This window comes from Mesorhizobium sp. M0019 (assembly GCF_040323975.1).
In the GTDB taxonomy this organism is placed as follows: Bacteria; Pseudomonadota; Alphaproteobacteria; order Rhizobiales; family Rhizobiaceae; genus Mesorhizobium.
In genome coordinates this window covers 77603-95185 of the sequence record NZ_JAMYVK010000026.1, presented here as the reverse complement: position 1 = coordinate 95185, position 17583 = coordinate 77603, and the positions used below count along the sequence as shown (strand labels likewise).

13 protein-coding genes and 6 pseudogenes are annotated in these 17583 nt (G+C 60.6%); 13 read left to right on the top strand and 6 right to left on the bottom strand.

The window, feature by feature from the left end; all coding sequences use genetic code 11:
- From NKK47_RS19565 to NKK47_RS19550, 4 genes and pseudogenes are all read left to right on the top strand, one after another.
- A pseudogene (locus tag NKK47_RS19565) lies at positions 1-206 on the top strand (sulfate transporter subunit); the annotation flags it as partial.
- A 12-nt stretch (positions 207-218) separates the two neighbouring features.
- Positions 219-1069: pseudogene (cysT, locus tag NKK47_RS19560) on the top strand (sulfate ABC transporter permease subunit CysT).
- A pseudogene (gene cysW / locus NKK47_RS19555) lies at positions 1062-1948 on the top strand (sulfate ABC transporter permease subunit CysW). Before cysT ends, cysW begins: the two co-directional pseudogenes overlap by 8 nt.
- A 68-nt stretch (positions 1949-2016) precedes the next feature.
- Positions 2017-3057, top strand: a complete 1041-nt coding sequence (locus NKK47_RS19550) for a sulfate/molybdate ABC transporter ATP-binding protein (protein WP_352577947.1) — start codon at positions 2017-2019, stop codon at positions 3055-3057.
- An 11-nt stretch (positions 3058-3068) separates the two neighbouring features.
- Here NKK47_RS19550 and NKK47_RS19545 read toward each other — a convergent pair.
- Positions 3069-3321: pseudogene (locus NKK47_RS19545) on the bottom strand (GNAT family N-acetyltransferase); the annotation flags it as partial.
- A gap of 361 nt (positions 3322-3682) precedes the next feature.
- On the opposite strand from NKK47_RS19545, the gene NKK47_RS19540 reads away from it, so the two are divergent.
- Positions 3683-4285, top strand: coding sequence for a sulfotransferase family protein (locus tag NKK47_RS19540; protein WP_352577946.1), 603 nt, complete (start codon positions 3683-3685; stop codon positions 4283-4285).
- 279 nt (positions 4286-4564) lie between these two features.
- Here NKK47_RS19540 and NKK47_RS35210 read toward each other — a convergent pair whose 3' ends face one another.
- From NKK47_RS35210 to NKK47_RS19525, 4 genes and pseudogenes are all read right to left on the bottom strand, one after another.
- On the bottom strand, positions 4565-4669 hold the full coding sequence (locus NKK47_RS35210; protein ID WP_352693738.1) for a hypothetical protein: 105 nt from the start codon (positions 4667-4669) through the stop codon (positions 4565-4567).
- On the bottom strand, positions 4663-5100 hold the full coding sequence (locus NKK47_RS19535; protein ID WP_502894646.1) for a recombinase family protein: 438 nt from the start codon (positions 5098-5100) through the stop codon (positions 4663-4665). Before NKK47_RS19535 ends, NKK47_RS35210 begins: the two co-directional genes overlap by 7 nt.
- A gap of 331 nt (positions 5101-5431) precedes the next feature.
- Positions 5432-7333: a heavy metal translocating P-type ATPase gene (locus NKK47_RS19530; RefSeq protein ID WP_352577945.1), complete on the bottom strand. Its 1902-nt coding sequence runs from the start codon at positions 7331-7333 to the stop codon at positions 5432-5434.
- A gap of 135 nt (positions 7334-7468) precedes the next feature.
- Positions 7469-7666 (bottom strand): annotated as a pseudogene (locus tag NKK47_RS19525) (transposase); the annotation flags it as partial.
- A 265-nt stretch (positions 7667-7931) separates the two neighbouring features.
- Here NKK47_RS19525 and NKK47_RS19520 point away from each other — a divergent pair.
- Positions 7932-8237 (top strand): hypothetical protein, encoded by a 306-nt coding sequence (locus NKK47_RS19520; protein ID WP_352577944.1) that lies wholly within the window; start codon positions 7932-7934, stop codon positions 8235-8237.
- Here the strand turns inward: NKK47_RS19520 and NKK47_RS19515 are convergent.
- Positions 8227-9599: pseudogene (locus NKK47_RS19515) on the bottom strand (hemolysin family protein). The gene NKK47_RS19520 and the pseudogene NKK47_RS19515 overlap by 11 nt on opposite strands.
- 44 nt (positions 9600-9643) lie before the next feature.
- Between NKK47_RS19515 and NKK47_RS19510 the strand changes: the two are divergent.
- The 7 genes from NKK47_RS19510 to NKK47_RS19480 all read left to right on the top strand — a co-directional run bounded on the left by NKK47_RS19510 (position 9644) and on the right by NKK47_RS19480 (position 17346).
- The gene (locus NKK47_RS19510) at positions 9644-9985 is read left to right on the top strand and encodes a hypothetical protein (RefSeq protein WP_352577943.1); all 342 of its coding nucleotides are present in this window, start codon (positions 9644-9646) and stop codon (positions 9983-9985) included.
- A gap of 31 nt (positions 9986-10016) precedes the next feature.
- A complete protein-coding gene (locus tag NKK47_RS19505; RefSeq protein ID WP_023722098.1) occupies positions 10017-10691 on the top strand; it encodes a response regulator transcription factor in 675 nt (224 codons plus the stop codon).
- Entirely contained in the window at positions 10678-12084 is a 1407-nt protein-coding gene (locus NKK47_RS19500; RefSeq protein WP_352577942.1) for a sensor histidine kinase, read from the top strand. Before NKK47_RS19505 ends, NKK47_RS19500 begins: the two co-directional genes overlap by 14 nt.
- Entirely contained in the window at positions 12081-13184 is a 1104-nt protein-coding gene (locus NKK47_RS19495; RefSeq protein ID WP_352577941.1) for an ABC transporter substrate-binding protein, read from the top strand. Before NKK47_RS19500 ends, NKK47_RS19495 begins: the two co-directional genes overlap by 4 nt.
- A 210-nt stretch (positions 13185-13394) precedes the next feature.
- A complete protein-coding gene (locus NKK47_RS19490) occupies positions 13395-14498 on the top strand; it encodes an ABC transporter substrate-binding protein (RefSeq protein ID WP_352577940.1) in 1104 nt (367 codons plus the stop codon).
- A gap of 120 nt (positions 14499-14618) precedes the next feature.
- Positions 14619-16289: an ABC transporter permease gene (locus NKK47_RS19485; protein ID WP_352577939.1), complete on the top strand. Its 1671-nt coding sequence runs from the start codon at positions 14619-14621 to the stop codon at positions 16287-16289.
- Positions 16282-17346: an ABC transporter ATP-binding protein gene (locus NKK47_RS19480; protein ID WP_352577938.1), complete on the top strand. Its 1065-nt coding sequence runs from the start codon at positions 16282-16284 to the stop codon at positions 17344-17346. The genes NKK47_RS19485 and NKK47_RS19480 overlap by 8 nt, the downstream gene beginning before the upstream one ends.
- The last annotated feature ends 237 nt before the right edge of the window (positions 17347-17583 follow it).

Below are 17583 nucleotides of genomic sequence, written 5' to 3'. Positions count from 1 at the left end.
ATTCCAAGGAAGGCCAGACGATCATCGCCAAGAACCACTACCGTCCGGCGAAGCCCGACCTGGTGCCTGCGGAGGATCTCGCCAAACTGCCGGAAATCAAGCGGATCAGCATCGACGATCCAATTTTCGGCGGATGGACGAAGGCGCAGCCTTACCATTTCGGCGACGGTGGTATATTCGACCAGATCTACAAGCCAGCGCAGTAAGATAAAATCTAGATCAGGACGACACCCGCCAAGGCGGGGTGGCGGTTCAGACAGCCGAGCGTCATTCCGGGTTTCGGATTGACGCTCGGCTTCTCGCTTGCCTACCTCACGCCATCATCCTCATCCTCCTCTCAGGGTTGGTCTGGCGATCGGCGGCGCTCGGCTGGACCGATTTCTGGGCGATCGTCACCGATCGCCGTACCATCAACGCGCTTGAAATCAGCTTCGGTACTGCCTTCATTGCCGCCGCCGTCAACGTCGTCTTCGGCACGATCGTCGCCTGGGTGCTGGTGCGCTACAGCTTTCCCGGCCGCCGCATCGTCGATGCCATGGTCGACCTGCCCTTCGCGCTGCCGACGGCGGTCGCCGACATCGCGCTGACCGCGCTCTACGCGCCGAATGGCTGGGTCGGCAGCCTATTGGCGCCGCTCGGCATCAAGGTCGCCTACACGCCGCTCGGCATCGTCATCGCGCTGATCTTCATCGGCCTGCCTTTCGTCGTGCGCACCGTCCAGCCAATCATGGAGGAGATCGACAAGGAGGTCGAGGAAGTGGCCGCCACCCTTGGCGCCAACCGCTTCCAGATCATCGCCCGGGTTCTGCTTCCGGGCCTCGCGCCAGCCATTGTCACCGGCTTCGCGCTGGCCTTCGCGCGCGGCGTCGGCGAGTACGGTTCCGTCATCTTCATCGCCGGCAACCTGCCGTTCAAATCCGAGATCGCGCCGCTTCTGATCGTCATCCGGCTGGAGGAATATAATTACGCCGCGGCGACCGCGATAGCGGCGATCATGCTGGCGCTGTCCTTCGTCATGCTGCTGGTCATCAACCTGGTGCAGACCTGGAGCCGTAAACGCTATGGCTGACCCGGAGATCAAATCCTACGCGCCGCACCACGAAAGCCGGTCGGCGGCGGTGACCGAGAGCCGGCCGGCGCAAGCCGTGCTGATGGTGGTGACGTTTGCGTTCCTCGCCATTTTCCTGCTCCTGCCGCTGATCATCGTCTTCAACGAAGCTTTCGCCAAAGGTATCGAGGCCTACACGCAGGCGCTGGGCGAAGCCGACAGCCGCTCGGCGATCCGCCTGACGCTTCTGGTCGCGGCGATCTCGGTGCCGCTCAATGTGATTTTCGGCATCTCCGCCGCATGGGCCATCGCCAAGTTCGAGTTCAAGGGCAAGGCGTTCCTGACCACACTGATCGACCTGCCGTTTTCGGTCTCCCCGGTCATTTCCGGCCTGGTCTATGTACTTCTGTTCGGCGCGCAAGGCCTGCTCGGCGCCTGGCTCAAGGCGCATGGCATCGTCATCCTGTTTGCCGTGCCGGGCATCGTGCTGGCCACGATCTTCGTCACCTTCCCCTTCGTCGCCCGCGAATTGATCCCGCTGATGCAGGAACAAGGCAATGGCGACGAGGAGGCAGCCCTGTCGCTCGGGGCCAATGGCTGGCAGGCGTTCTGGTACGTGACGTTGCCCAACGTCAAATGGGGATTGCTCTACGGCGTGTTGCTGTGCAATGCCCGTGCCATGGGCGAGTTCGGCGCGGTCTCGGTCCTGTCGGGCCACATACGCGGGCTAACCAACACCATGCCGCTGCATGTTGAAATCCTTTATAACGAGTACAATGCCGCCGCCGCCTTTTTGCCGTCGCTTCGCTGCTTGCCGGCCTGGCGCTCGTCACGCTGGTCTTGAAAACACTTCTCGAGATGCGCTACGGCGCCGAGATCGCCGCGATGCGCGGACATTGAATGCATGTCGCCCAAAAGTGCGTAGCGGTTTTGGGACAACGACATGCATCGACAAAAAGAGACGGTTGATGGAAGTTCGCGTTGTCAACGTGCGCAAGGAGTTTGAGCGGTTTCCGGCCCTCCGCGACGTTTCGCTCGACATCAAGTCGGGAGAACTGATCGCCCTGCTGGGACCTTCCGGTTCCGGCAAGACGACGCTGCTCAGGCTGATCGCCGGGCTCGAGCGGCCGACACGCGGAAAGATCTTCTTCGGCGAAGAGGATGCCTCCCAAAAGTCGATTCAGGAGCGCAATGTCGGCTTCGTCTTCCAGCACTACGCGCTGTTTCGCCATATGACGGTCGCCGACAATATCGGCTTCGGACTCAAGGTCCGGCACGGGCCGTCACGCCCGTCGGCGAAGGAAATCCGCCGCCGCGCCTCGGAACTCCTCAACCTCGTTCAGCTTTCCGGTCTGGAAAAACGCTATCCGGCACAGCTTTCGGGCGGCCAGCGCCAGCGCGTGGCGCTGGCCCGCGCCATGGCGATCGAACCGGCCGTGCTTTTGCTCGACGAGCCGTTCGGCGCGCTCGATGCGCAGGTGCGCCGCGAACTGCGCCGCTGGCTGCGCGACATCCACGACGCCACCGGCCACACCACGGTCTTCGTCACCCATGATCAGGAAGAGGCGCTGGAGCTTGCCGACCGCGTCGTGGTGATGAGCCAGGGCCGCATCGAGCAGGTCGGCACCGCCGACGAAATCTACGACACTCCGAACTCGCCCTTCGTCTACGGCTTCATCGGCGAATCGAGCTCGATCCCGGTCAAGGTCGAGGACGGCCAGGTCTGGATCGCCGACCGCCCGATCGGGCTCTCCGCGCCGCACGCACCGCAAGGCGAAGCGACGCTGTTCTTTCGCCCGCACGATGTCGAACTGGTGGAAGAATGCAATGGCTGCATCGCCGGCACGGTCGCCGCCAGCCGCCGCGTTGCCGATACCAGGCGGGTGGAACTCGAAATCGGCGGCGAACGCCAGCGGGTCGAGATCGAGCTGCCCGTCGACCATCCGGCGGCGCAGAAAAGCCGGGTGGCATTCAGGCCGCGGCGCTGGAAGCTGTTTCCGGCTGCTTGATTACGAGGCGATTACCAACTTGTGCACAACAAGACGTTTCGGCCCGCTCTTTCAACGCGCCTTAGCGAGAGCACAAGGGTCATCGGATTTTTCGGGAAAGCCGCAAAGCCGTAGTGCTCGTAGAAGGCTTTCGCTTCGTCCGATATGGCATGAACAAGAAGGCCGCGAATCCCGAGGATCGTCGCGGCGTAACGCGGTGCGCAGAACGGCGTCTTGCAACAGCGCGGCGCCTAACCCCTTGCCTTGCCAGCTTGTGTCCACGCTGCTCGAATGTCGCGCGGTCGACGTCGAGCAGCCTGATGGAGCAGGTCTGCACGGCCTTGCCGTTCAAGATGGCTTTGGTCACCGCGATCACGTTCCCGGCGGAAACTCGCCGTCGGTTGTCTCCCATCCCTGAAAGGCGTCCACGTCATCGACCGGAGCAAGCGCTGCGTCAGCGGATAGTGGTGTCGATGCACGCGTCTTTCGCCACAGCGGCGCCAGGAGCCACCATTCCCGGCGCTTCTCCAATACTGACCTTCGCGCGCTACGGCTTGAGGCGATTCGGAGCTGAACCTTCAAAGATAATAGCGAATTAAAGAAAACAGCGGTATTTTGACCGATTGAAATCTCCTTGGGGGTGCTCATGGCTCTATATGTCATTGGCGCAGGCATGGGTCGCACTGGCACATATTCGCTGAAGCTCGCGTTGGAGCATCTTGGGTTCGGGCCGTGTCATCACATGGCAGATGTCCACGCCAATCCCGAGCAGAAGGCGCTGTGGCGCGCCGCCGGCCAGGGACAACTCCCGACCTGGGATGCGGCATATGCCGGCTATCTTTCCGCGGTCGATTGGCCAACGGCGCATTTTTGGCGCGAAGTGAGTGACCACTACTCTGATGCAAAGGTTATCCTGACAGTTCGTGACCCGGAAGCCTGGTATGACAGCATGGCGCAAACAATAGGACTCACGATGGATGCTGCTACCAATGATCCACAGTCCTTTGGTGTGGCGGTGGTTGGAAACACTGTCTTTGGCGGTCGATTTGATAACCGTGATCACGCAATCGCTGTCTATGAAGCACATAACGCTTCCGTGAAGTCAACGCTGCCACCTGAACGCCTTCTTACTTATCAGGCCTCCGAAGGGTGGGAGCCGCTTTGTGCCTTTCTCGGTGTACAGTTGCCTTCCGCACCGTTTCCACGCACCAATTCGACTGCCGAATTTCGTGCTCGCATAGGGCGCTGAACGGCGGTTTTCCACCCCGGCCGGACCTTCCCGAGCCTCATCAGGCAATCTGATGTCTGAACGCACCAACCGACCACGTGCGCCAGTAGCAGTCATCCGATCGGACGAATCGAATGACCGCTTTGGCTAGTTCGGTTCGAATTCTTTTGCTCCAGGATGTGTTCCGCCGAACCAACCACGTAGGCAGCTGGTACAATACCAAGAACTGCAGGCCGGGGGTACGCGTCCGAGGAGGGCCGGTGCGTACGTCGCTGCGAAAGCGGCCAATTGGACCCACAATCAGCGAACATTCATTTTCGTCTGAGCGCCGATACGTCTCACGGTGGCCCTATGAACTCGGAAGATGCGAGCAATCTCGGCGGCGGGTGGACCATCATTCAGCATGCCGATGATTTCGGAGCGCTGATCGGACGTGAGTTTTGGGCGACGACCACCTTTTCGCCCGCGCTCCTGGCCGCTTGAAGCCCCGCCATGGTGCGTTCCCGTACGATGGCTCGCTCGAATTCGGCGAAGGAACCGAGCATCCGCATCATCATGCGGCCTGCCGTCGTGGTCGTGCCGATTGCCTCGGTCAGTGAGCAGAACCCGGCGCCGGCGGCCTCGATCTTCTCAAGGATAAGGAGCAGGTCTTTGAGTGACCGCATCAGTCGGTCTAGTTTCCGGACAACCACGATATCGCCTTCTTCGAGCTCGCCAAGAAGCCGATGGAGCTCGGGTCGATCCCAGCGTCCTCCAGATGCTCGCTCCTCCGCGAGCCGCTTGCAGCCGGCGGCTTTGGCACCGCAGACAGGCCTACGCGCTTCTCTGGAAGCCATACTTGGCCTACTCTGTCAGGGGATCAGATGAGTCGCTCGTCACGAAAACGACGACCAAAGGATCGAAGAAATCGCTGGGTCGTCAGGCGCAGCGCGATATTTGGAGGTAACGATGAATTTCACGGACAGGCGCCTCTGGTACGGTGTGGCAGCCGTGATCGTGGTGCTGTTTGTGATCGGGTATGCGGCTGGGTGGTTTGGGGGCACACCGCCACCAGCGCCACAGCAGTAAGCGTACTCTGGTTGCGGTTGCCCGGTTTCGTGGACGATGCGAATTGGACGCGTTTGTCGTCCAAAGAACTGCAAGCGCCTTAGGCTCCAAAGAGATGCGCTAAACATCTTGGATTCGAACGCGCAGCAGTTTTGCCGAATTCAGGAACACCAGGACATCTGGCCCCAAGTGCAAAATCGCTGCCTGGATAGGACCGATCCAGCCCATCAGCGCTGCGGTAATGCCCAAAACGTGCACAACACCGACACCGACAAAAATATTTTCCTGAATTGTCCGGTAAGCACGTCGAGCAATTGCGCGCGCGCTGACAATTTTTGCCAGATCATCCTTCATCAATGCAATGTCGGCGGCTTCCAGTGCCGCCTGCGTGCCGCCGCCGCCCATCGCAATGCCGACATCGGCGCGTGCCAGCGCCGGCGCGTCGTTGATCCCGTCGCCGACCATCGCCACGCGATGGCCCTGCTTTTGCAGTTCGGCGATGGCGGCGACCTTGTCCTGCGGCATCAGATTGGCACGCACTTCATCCACGCCGAGTTCCTTGGCGATGGTCCGCGCTGTGGCCTCATTGTCACCCGTCACCATCACCATGCGCTTGACCCCGGTCGCACGGAGCTTTGCCAGCGCTTCGCGCGCACCTGGTCGCAATGTGTCGGCAATCAGAATCACGCCCGCGAATTTCCCATCGACCGCGACGTGAACCGGCGTCTGTCCGCCCTTTTCGATCGCATCGGAAAGCGGCACGCCGGCCTCGCGCAGCAACGATGCATTCCCGACCAGCACGGTGCGTCCGGAGACCGTCGCCTTCACACCGCGCGCCTGCAACTGCTCGTACTGCTCCGGTTCCGGGACATCGATTTTCATCCGGGCGGCATAGTTGACGACCGCTTTCGCCAAGGGGTGAGCGGAGCGCCGATCGGCGGCGGCGGCAAGGCTGAGCAGATCAGCTTCCGAAAGCGTGCCGTCCTGCATCTCCACGCCGACAACCTCGGGCTTGTTCGCCGTCAGGGTGCCTGTCTTGTCGAACACCAGGACGTCGACCTTGGCCAAAGACTCCAGATAGACGCCCCCCTTGACCAGAATTCCACTGCGTGCGGCTCGCGCAATGGCTGCGATAATCACCAGAGGAGTCGCCAATCCGAGTTCGGCAGGCGATGTGAAAATCAGCAGAGTGACGATCATCCGAACGTCGCGGGTATAAAGATAAACCGCAACCAGGAAGATCAGCACGACCGGGATCAGCCATGACGCGACCTTATCCGCCAGTTTCTGGACGGGTGCCTGTTCCGCTTCGGCATTCTCGACCAGACTGATGATGCGGGCAAAGGTGGTGTCGGCACCAACCTTCTCGGTCTCGATGTCCAGGGCGCCGGATTCGACGAAGGTTCCGGCAAAGACATCGGCGCCGTCGCTTTTGTCCTTCGGAATGCTCTCTCCTGTGATCGATGCTTCGTTGACCGAAGCCGCTCCACCGACGACGATGCCGTCGACAGGGATCTTCTCGCCGGCCCGCACCAAGACAACGTCGCCCGCGCGCAAATTTTCGATCGGGACCATGCGTTCGCCACCTGGGTCCCGCACAAGTGCCACCTGGGGCACCGAGCCGATCAGGTCTTTGATCGAGGCTCGCGCACGATCCATATTCAAATCGGCAATGAACTCTGCGATCAGAATGATCACCATGAGGACCGCGCCGGCGACGGTCTCGCCTCCGATCAGCGCTACCACCGTAGCGATGGTGACGAATATCTCGGTACCGATCTTGCGCTCTTTTACGAGGTCAACGGCGCCGGTTTTGACAAGCGGATACAAGCCGATGGCAACCGCCCCCCACAAAGCTTGAATGGGAATCAGCTGTTGCCAGTACAGAAAGGCCATCAGGCCGGTAAATATAATGCGAGCGACTTCGGTCCAACGTTCGCGTGTCATCAACACTCGCCAACCCGATGGAACAGCCTTAGGCGCCGGCTCAACGCTTTCGGTGGCTGCTGTCTCGGATTTCATGATTGGCTCGCTATCTGGATTGCGGTCTTGGCTTGAAGCGTGAGCGCATCAGGATCGTGTCCCAGGGAGTGGTGTAGTTGACGGCTTGGTCGCCGCAGCTTCCGGCATGGGCCGGGAATGATCAGCGCGCCACAGCAGGCTGATGAGCGGATCATCGCTCATTTGGCTGATGGTTTCCAGCGTAATGTATCTCGCCCGCTGCACGGCCCATTCATCGTTCTGCTCGAGCAGGATCGCGCCAACCAGACGGACGATGGCGTCATCATTTGGGAAGGTGCCGATGACCTCGGTGCGCCGCTTGACCTCGCCGTTGAGGCGCTCGATCGGGTTGGTAACCGGTATGATCATGACGGTGCCATCTGATCCCCCGCTGGAGATGCGAGATTTTCAGCGCATGTGTGACCATCCGGGACAGCGGCACCGGGAGCACGCCAAGTGCGGGCAGGCCGATGTATTCGATAAGCTGCGAGCTCGCGTTAGTAGCTGGCCGCCCCTGCGACCTGCCCGGTTGCGCCGAGAGCGCGGATCCGTAGGTGTCGCGTCGCCCGCCGGCTCCCGATTGTTCAAGGAGAGAGGGGGCCAATGACGTGTAATTGGAATGGCTATCCACCGCACCTTTGCGGAAGTGGTTTTCTGCGAAGATGGCCGGCTGCGCCATCACGGACGGGTCGACATGACCCGCTCCGGACTGGAGGGATTTGGCCGCAGCTTCAACAGGACGGACGAGGTCGTTGTCGAGGCGACCGGCAACACCATGGGGGTGGTGCGAGTGCTTTCGCCTTTCGTCGACCGGGTGATGGTGCATCAGTGTCAGTCAGGTTGGATCACGCAGGATACAGTTGGTTCGCGGGCACCGGCGACCTCGACGAGGCCATGGCGGCCTATTCATTGGCCTATGTTCTGAGCCCATCTACCTCCGATGTTTCTTGCCGCCCCGTGGGAGAGTTCCTTCGTGCGAGCAGTTTGTCGATCCGCCGGCCATCCATGTCCACGATCTTGAAGTGCCAGCCGCCATACTCAAAATGTTCCCCGACCTCAGGCAGATGCCCTAGTCGAAACAGGGCAAATCCTGCGATCGTATGGAAGTCGCCTTCAGTTGGCCGTGCTCGAAAACCAAGGCGATCGAACGCGTCCTGGGCCGACATCATACCATCCACGAGAAGGGAGCCGTCTTCACGCTCGACGACATCCGGCTCTTCGCCTTCGATGTTGGGCAGGTCGCCGGCGATGGCTTCGAGCAAATCGGTCTGGGTAACAATTCCTTCCAGACTTCCGTACTCGTCGAGGACCATTGCTATGCGGACGGGCGCCTTCCTGAACTGCTCCAGCACTTTGAAAATCGGCGTTGATTCATGAACGACGAGCGGCTCACGGATGATCGCCATCGGATCGAGAACCTGCCCGTCAAGAACCTGGTCGAGCATGTCCTTCTTCAGAACCATGCCGAGCAGTTCATCGATACCGCCCTTGCCGACAAGGAGCTGCTCGTGGCGGCAATCGCGGATCGTACGAAGAATCTCGGTTCGGTCATCATTCACGTCGATCCAGTCGATATCCGGCCGAGGCGTCATGATGTCACTGATGCGGCGCTCGCCGATATTGAAGACCCGCTCGACCATCTCCCGCTGCGCCTGCTGCAACAGCCCGCCTTCCTGACTGGCCGAGATCAGAAGCTTCAGCTCGTCTGGCGAGTGCAATGAATCCTCACCGGTTCCCGGGCGCAGGCCGCAGAGTCGCAGAGTCGCAGAACGAGGTTGCCGAGACCATTCAGCATTAGAATCGCCGGCCTGAGCAGAAAGAGGAACAGACCGAGCGGACGCACGACCCAGAGCGCAGTGTCTTCGCTGCGCTGGAGCGCCAGACTCTTTGGTGCGAGCTCGCCAAGCACGATGTGAAGCGCGGTGATGATGATGAAAGCGATCGCGACGGCGACAGTGTGTGAGCCCGCAGTCGCCAACGACCCCAGCAGCCCGATCAAGAGAGGCTCGACGAGATGCGCGAGAGCAGGTTCGCCGATCCAGCCGAGCGCCAGCGATGAAATGGTGATGCCGAGCTGGGTCGCCGCCAGATTGGCATCGAGATTGTCGACGGCCCGCTGGAGCGCTGCCGCGTTCAGCCGCCCAGCCGCAGCGAGTTCGGCAACTCGGCTTCGGCGCACGGCGACCAGGGAAAACTCGGCGGCGACAAAGAAGCCGTTTGCGGCCACGAGTAGGAGAACCGACAGGATTCCAAGAATGTCGCTCAAACTGCCATCGCCTGTCGGCATGATATCCTCTTAATGACACAATTGGATACGTCTCTGAAGCGCAAATGATGGCATTGCGCAATCGCTATCAGCATCACGATCGCCCGAAGCATAATCCCCTGATGGCGATGGTGGTGCATCTACTAGCGACTGATCACGGTGCGGTCGAATACGTTGAATGCGGCAAAATGCGTGGTCCAGCCGTGGCTTGCAGCGCGGGTCATGTACCGACGCGCCCCGTTCTTGGCGTGGATGCGCAGATCAACATGAAGGCAGACGGCATCACGCAGCCCGTCGACAAAGCTCAAATGATTGGACAGCTTGAACTGCTGACGGTAACAGGGCTGAAGCCAACGCGTGATCTGCAGATGATGTCAAGCGCCTCTCCGCAAAGAGGTGACGCTTGATAGGGGGCTGCTTCCGTGCAAATGCTCCGGCATGCGAATTCTCCTCGTCGAAGACACGCGCGACGTTGGCGAGGCTATCAGCCGCCGCTTCGAAACGATCGGCCACGCAGTCGATTGGGAGACGGACGGCCGTGCTGCCGCAGAAATCCTCGATTTCACCTGCTACGATCTCGTCATCCTCGACGTCATGCTGCCCAGCCTCGACGGGTTCGAAATCGTTCGACGGCTCCGGCAGGCAAGGAATACGACCCCGGTTCTGATGTTGACGGCCCGTTCCGAGATAGAGGACCGCGTTGGCGCGCTTGATCTCGGCGCCGACGACTATCTGGTCAAACCGTTCGATTTCCGGGAATTGGAAGCGCGCGCCCGTGTTCTGCTCCGGCGGAAAAGCGGCGAGGCGACCAACATCGTACAGTGTGGCGATGTCGTGCTCGACCGCGGCAGCCGCTCAGTGCGAGTAGGCAGGCGCGAGGTGCAATTGAAACGACGCGAGATGACGTTGCTTGAGATACTGGCGTCGCGGCCAGGCCGCGTCTTCAGCAAAGATGAACTTATCGATCAGCTTTTCGGGTTTGACGAGCCGGCCAATCAGAACGCGATCGAACTTTATGTCGGGCGGCTGCGCAAGAAGCTGGAAGGCGCCAAGGCGCAGATCGTTACCGTGCGGGGCGTGGGATATCAGCTGGCTTCCGATGATACCGGCTGAGCCTTCCCTTTTCACGCGCCTGGCGGTCCGCATCTCGCTGGTGCTGGGCCTGGGCGCGGCTCTTCTGGTGAGTGCGGCGTCGTACTACGCACGTACCGCCGCCGATGACGCCTATGACCGGCTTCTGCTTGGTGCGGCCATCCAGATGGCAGACAGCCTTACGGTTGAATCCGGTTCGCTCATCATCAACCTGCCGGTATCAGCTTTTGAACTCCTGGGCCTCGCCAGCCGCGATCGCATCTTCTATCGCGTGATCGGCCCTTCCGGCGCGACGCTGACAGGTTATGCCGATCTGCAAACAGAAGTTGATCTGGCCGCAATACACGATGTCCCGGTATTGGAATCGGCGCATTATCGCGGCGAACCGGTTCGGATTGCGGTGGTGGCGCGCGCACTGTCCGATCCAGCCGTATCCGGTTGGGCGCATGTCATCGTTGGGCAGACCACGGAAGCCCGCCGCGCGCTCGCGGGTGAATTGACTCTCAGGGCGACCGTCCTCCTGGCGATCATGAGCATATTGGCTTTAGCTGGAGCGATGATTGCTATTCGCTATTCTCTGCAACCGGTCAAGCATCTCGGAGCGACGCTCCGCCGTCGCGATCCACAAGACCTGACGCCGGTAACGGTCGTCGTACCGAGAGAATTGCGGCCCTTCGTTACTTCCATCAATTATTTCATGAGTCGGCTCGACGAGCGCGTAAAACTCCTGCAGCGCTTCATCGCCGACGCGGCGCACCAGATCAGAACGCCGCTGACAGCGCTAACGGCGCAGCTCGATCTGTTGAGTCAAGCCAAGCTGGACAAGTCGAGCCGCCAGCATCTCGATCGCGTACAGCAGCGCGCCAGCGAACTTGCGCGCCTGACCAACCAGTTGCTCAGCCACGCCATGGTCATCCATCGTGCCGATTCCGTGCAGCTTCAGCCGCACGGTCTGGCAGATGTCGCACGGCGCGCTTTCCGTGCGGCGGTTCCGATAACTATCGATCCGGACATTATCGTCTCCTTCGAGGCGCCTGACGACGAGCCGGTCGTGCTTGCGGACGCCGTCAGCCTTCGCGAAGCGATCGTCAATATCATCGACAATGCCTTGCGCCATGGAGTGGTGTCGCGCCTTGAGGTCAGAGTACGCAGCGACGGTACGCGTGCCCATCTCGAGGTCGAAGATGACGGACCGGGCATTCCGCCGGGCGAGTGGGAGCGGGTCACGCAGCGCTTCGAAACGTCCAAATCTCATGACGGCAGCGCAGGTCTTGGTTTCGCCATCGCGTCGGAGGTTGCGGCGGCTCACGGTGGCGCGCTGACCTTTCGCGAGACAAGCAAGGATGGCGGGAAGGGCACGCAAGGGTTCACCGTCACCTTGACGTTGCCCATCGCCACGGAGAAGACCGGATGATAACGGGAACATTGCCGACATTCGGTTTGATGGCTGCCGTCCTCCTATGCATCGGTCACGCGGCAAGAGCTGCTGAAGGAAGCAGCGCATTTTTGCCTTCGTCTCAGCCGGAGAAGGACCGACTGTCGATCCACGCCGCGACCGATCTGGCGGCTATGGAACCACTGATCCGGGATTTTCAGTCCGTTTTCCCCAACGTGGCAGTCGAGTATGTTGAATATGTCACCAACGACTTGCAAAGGAGTGCCAGTGAAGCCTGTCGGACGGACGCGGTGCTGGGCGACATCTTGTTGTCTCCGTCGGTCGACCAACTCGTGAAGCTCGCCAATGACGGCTGCGCGGCGCCGCACGTGTCGGCCGAAACCGCGCATGTCGCCAATTGGGCAAACTGGCGCGACGAGGTATTCGGCTTTACCTACGAACCGGCCGTCTTCGTCTATAACGCCCGCCTCGTGCCGTCCGGCGACGTACCGCGCACCCACATCGAACTCGCCGATCTTCTCAGGCGGCGGATCGATTTTTATCGCGGACGGGTCGGAACGTTCGACATCCGACTTTCGGGCATCGGCTACCTATTGGCGTTCAGTGATGCGCGGCAGACGACGGCGGTCTACGGTCGGCTTCTGGAAAGCATGAGCCGAGCGGAAACTGTGGTGCGTTGTTGCACCGCGGAGACCCTTCAGGACGTTGCAAACGGGAGCCTATATATAGGCTACAATATGATCGGGTCATATGCCTACGCAGCGGCCAGGGGCAATTCCGATTTGAGGGTCGTTGTCCCGCGGGACTATGCGCTGATACTCAGTCGTGGCGCGCTCATTCCGAAGACGGCGCCGAATATGGGCGTTGCCAAACGATTTCTCGACTACCTTCTGTCAGCCCGGGGACAGAAGGTTGCCAGGGATAGCGCCTTCTTCTTTGCCGAGAACGGGCAATTGCCTGAGGGAGCGGACGGCCCGGAAAAACTTGGGGAGTCTGGTATCGCGCGCGCCATACGCATCGGCCCTGCGTTACTTGCCGTACAGGACGAGGCGTTGCGCCGCCGCTTCATCGAGGATTGGAGCAAGTCCATGATCGATGCGCAGGGCCAGCGACCGTGACGCGTAGGATGCCGCTCCAAGATTTCAACAATTCGGCAATACGTCGATGTGGCCGATCCCGCTGTCGTCGACAATCTGATCACGACCCATCGGGCCTAGTCGGCTGAGCAAACCTCGACATCGCCGTGACAGGTTGGTGACAGGTCAGGATGATACTCGCCTTTTGTGCCTGGAGGAGGTACGATTTAGGCGAACTTGGAGGAGACCGTAATGAAAAATCGTCTTGCGACGATGATGGCCGCGTTTTCGCTGTCAGCCGCTTTTGTGACGCTTGCCGCCGCTGCCGAGATCCCCGCCGGGTATCCGGACAACTACAAGGATCTGGTGGCCGCCGCCACCGCGGAAGGACACCTCAGCATCTATTCGACGACCGATGCGGCGCTGGTCCAGCCCTTGCTCAGGGACTTCGAAGCAGCATTCCCCGGCATCGCCGTCGAATATTCCGACCTCAATTCCACCGAACTCTACAATCGCGTCATTGCCGAAACCGCTTCGGGCCAAGGCACGGCAGATGTCGCATGGTCTTCGGCTCCGGATCTGCAGATCAAACTTGCCTCAGACGGCTATGCGCAGGAATACAAATCCGTGGAGGCGGCCCACCTTCCGGCCTGGGCGTCCTACAAGGACATGGTCTATGGTACCACCGCCGACCCGGTGACTTTCGTCTACAACAAGCGTCTCGTGCCTGAAGGCGATGTTCCCGCAACCCACGCCGATCTTCTCAAGCTGATGACCGGGAAGACCGCAGAATATGATGGCAAGATCGCGTCCTACGATCCGGAAAAATCCGGTGTCGGCTTCTATTTCTACAACCAGGACGCCAAGAACTGGACCGATTCCTGGGCGCTTAACAAGGCTTTTGGCAAGGCCCATATCAAGCTCTACAGCTCCGCCGGCTCGATGATCGAGAAGGTCACGTCTGGCGAACATTCCATCGCCTATGGCATCTTCGGCTCATATGGCCTCGCCAAGCAGGCCAAGGACGAGAACCTCGGTGTGATAATCCCGAAGGACTATGTCCTGGTGACCACCCGCGCCACCGTCATTCCGGCGGAAGCCCAGGATCCCAATGCTGCGAAGCTATTCGTGGACTATCTGCTGTCGGCGCGCGCGCAGAAGCTGATCGCCGACGACATCAAGCTCTATGCCGTTCGTGATGACGTTGAAGGGGCAACCACGCTGGCGTCCATAAAGGCCGCCGCCGGTGAAAACGTTCACCCGATCGCGCTCGACGACAAGCTGCTCGAAGGTCTCGACGAGACGACACGGCTGGCGTTCCTCAACGAGTGGCAGAAGGCCATGAAGGGCGAGTAATCGCTTGATCGGGAGTGCCTCCACAGTCGGCTCTCTCACCCTTCTTGCTATTAAGAATCATCGGAACGGCGCGCTTGCGCTCTTGCTAGCGGACGGCCCCCGGCTTTGTTCGAGGCGATCATGCCCTTCCGTGTCTTTCGTATCAGCACCAACCTCCTCGCCATCCTGGTGGTGCTGGCACCGGTCACCCTGATCATTTATCAGAGTTTTCTGTCCGCGCCTTTCTTCCAGAAAACCGCGCATCTGTCGCTGAACGCCTACAGCTTCATCCTCGCGGACGCGGATTTCTGGCTAGCGCTGACGACTTCGCTCAAGCTCGCGGTGGGCATGACGGTGATCGCAGTTCCGGTGGGAATCCTGCTGGCGTTCATCATCGTGCGCACCGACGTGCCGGGCAAGCGCTGGCTGGAGCCGATCATCCTGATCCCGGTTTTCATGTCGGCGGTGGTGCTGGCCTTCGGCTATGTGATGACACTGGGACCAGTCGGCTTCGTCTCGCTGGCGGTCAAGTCGATGATCGGCTACGTGCCCTGGAATGTCTATTCGGTGACATCGATCGCGATCATTGCCGGGCTCACCCATGTCCCACATGTCTATCTCTATGCATCGGCGGCGCTCCGCAACGTTGGCGCCGACCTCGAAGAGGCGGCACGCACCGCCGGCGCTGGCCCTTGGCGCGTCGCCGCCAGTGTGTCGCTGCCCATGGTGATGCCGGTGGTGCTCTATGCGGCGGTTCTGGTGTTCTTCCTCGGTTTCGAACTTTTCGGCCTGCCGCTGGTGCTTGGCGATCCGGAAGGCGTGCTGGTTCTCGCCACCTATCTCTACAAGCTCACCAACAAGCTCGGTGTTCCTTCCTACCAGTTGATGGCCGTAGTGGTGGTGGCGATCATCATGATCGCGCTGCCGCTGGTGGTGCTGCAGCGCTACATGCTGCGCAACGCCAGCCGCTATGTGTCTGTCAAAGGCAAGGGCAGTCGGCACAACCCCATCCGGCTGGGCGCTCTTCGCTGGCCGGCCTTCGCGCTTGTGGTGGCCTGGTTCGCGGCCACCGTGATCATACCGGTGGGCGGCGTCGCAATTCGTTCACTGGTGACAAGCTGGGGCGTCGGGGTGAATATCTTCCAGGTGCTGACGTTGGATCACTATCGCGATCTCGCTGACTATCCGAATGTCATCAGCGCCATTCTCAACACGGTCGGCGTCGCGGTGGTCGGCGGCGCGGCTTCGATCGCGGCCTATACTGCCGTGGCACTCGCCGGTCATCGCTCGAGCGCACCCCTGACCAAAGTCGTCGACTACGTGGCCATGATACCGCGGGCGATGCCGGGCATTGTGGCTGGCCTCGCCATGCTGTGGATATTTCTGTTCTTCAAACCGATCGCACCCCTGCGTGCCACGATGATCTCGGTATGGCTCGCTTATACCATTGTGTGGTTCGCCTATGGCATGCGGCTGATTTCCGGAACGCTCCTGCAGATCGGCAAGGAGCTCGAGGAAGCCGGCCGGTCAGTTGGCGCCAGCGAGGGCCGGGTCGCCAGGGACATCACGCTGCCGCTCATCCGCGGCGGCATGTTCTCAGCCTGGCTGTTGATCTTCCTGATCTTCGCCCGTGAATATTCGACGGGCGTCTATCTGCTCGGACCGGGAACCGAAGTGATCGGCTCGCTCATGGTTTCCCTTTGGGGCACCGGCGCGATCGATCTGGTTTCCGCTCTCGCCGTCATCAACACCGTCATCATCGTGACCGGTCTTGCCCTCGCAATGCGCTTTGGAGTCCGCCTCAATGACTGATATCATCATAGACGGCCTGCGCCTCAGTTACGGCACCCTCGAGATCCTGAAAGGTGTGTCCTTTTCGGTCGAACCGGGTCAGATCGTCGCCTTGCTCGGCGCGTCCGGGTCCGGCAAGACGACGCTCTTGCGAGCGGTCGCCGGTCTGGAGACACCCAACAGCGGCAAGATACTGCTCGGGGACAAGCCGCTTTTCGATGCCGGGCAGAACATCAATCTGGCGCCGGAAACGCGCGGTCTCGGACTGGTATTCCAGTCCTATGCGCTGTGGCCGCATCGGACGGTGTCCGAGAATGTGGGTTATCCCCTGAAGCTGCGCAAAGTGTCCCAGGCAGATGTTGCGAGCCGCGTCCAGAAGGCTTTGGACAGCATCGGCCTCGGCAAACTGGGCGAGCGCTATCCGCATCAGCTCTCCGGCGGACAGCAGCAGCGCGTGGCGCTGGCCCGTGCGCTGGTCTATGAGCCGAACGTGATTCTGCTCGATGAGCCGCTGTCAAATCTGGACGCCAAGCTACGCGAAGAAGCGCGGATCTGGCTGCGCCGCCTCATCACCAATCTCGGGCTATCGGCGCTGTGCGTCACCCATGATCAGGTGGAAGCGATGGCGCTCGCCGACCGCATCCTGCTGCTCAACGGCGGCCAGATCGAACAGGACGGAACGCCCAAGCAAATCTACAACAAGCCGAAGAGCCTGTTTGCAGCAGAGTTCATGGGTGCCAGCAATCGCCTTGACGCCGTGGTCACCGCCATCAACGGCAACCGTGCGGAAATTGTCGCCAACGGCATCCATCTTGTGGGCAGTGCTCAGCAGGAGCTGACCGTCGGCGCCAAAGTCACCGCACTCGTCCGGCTTGAGCGGGTGACGTGGTCCGGGGAGGACGGCCCTGGACGTATCGCCATGACCTGCGTCGAGAGCCTTTTCCTTGGCGATCGGCATGAAGTCATTTTCGAAAGCAATGACCTGACCATCCGGACCTATTCCCGGGACGCCCTTCCGTCCGGCCAATACCATGTCGAGTTCCCGTTCGAGGATCTGATGGTCTTCGCGGCGGAATGAACTTCGGCGTTCACCACGAAGAGGATCATCCTTGCCAACCGGCATAAACATTCTCGAGCGGCTGACCTGCCACGGGCAATTTCCTCCATCTGAGATCAAAGTCCGGCCTCGATTGAAGGGCGGACTGATGAAGAGAATGCGGTTTACGCAAGAGCTGATCATCGCGGTCCTGCGTGAGCATGAGGCGGGGCAAAAGCGGGCGACTTGGCGCGCAAGCATGGGACCTCCGAGGCGGTT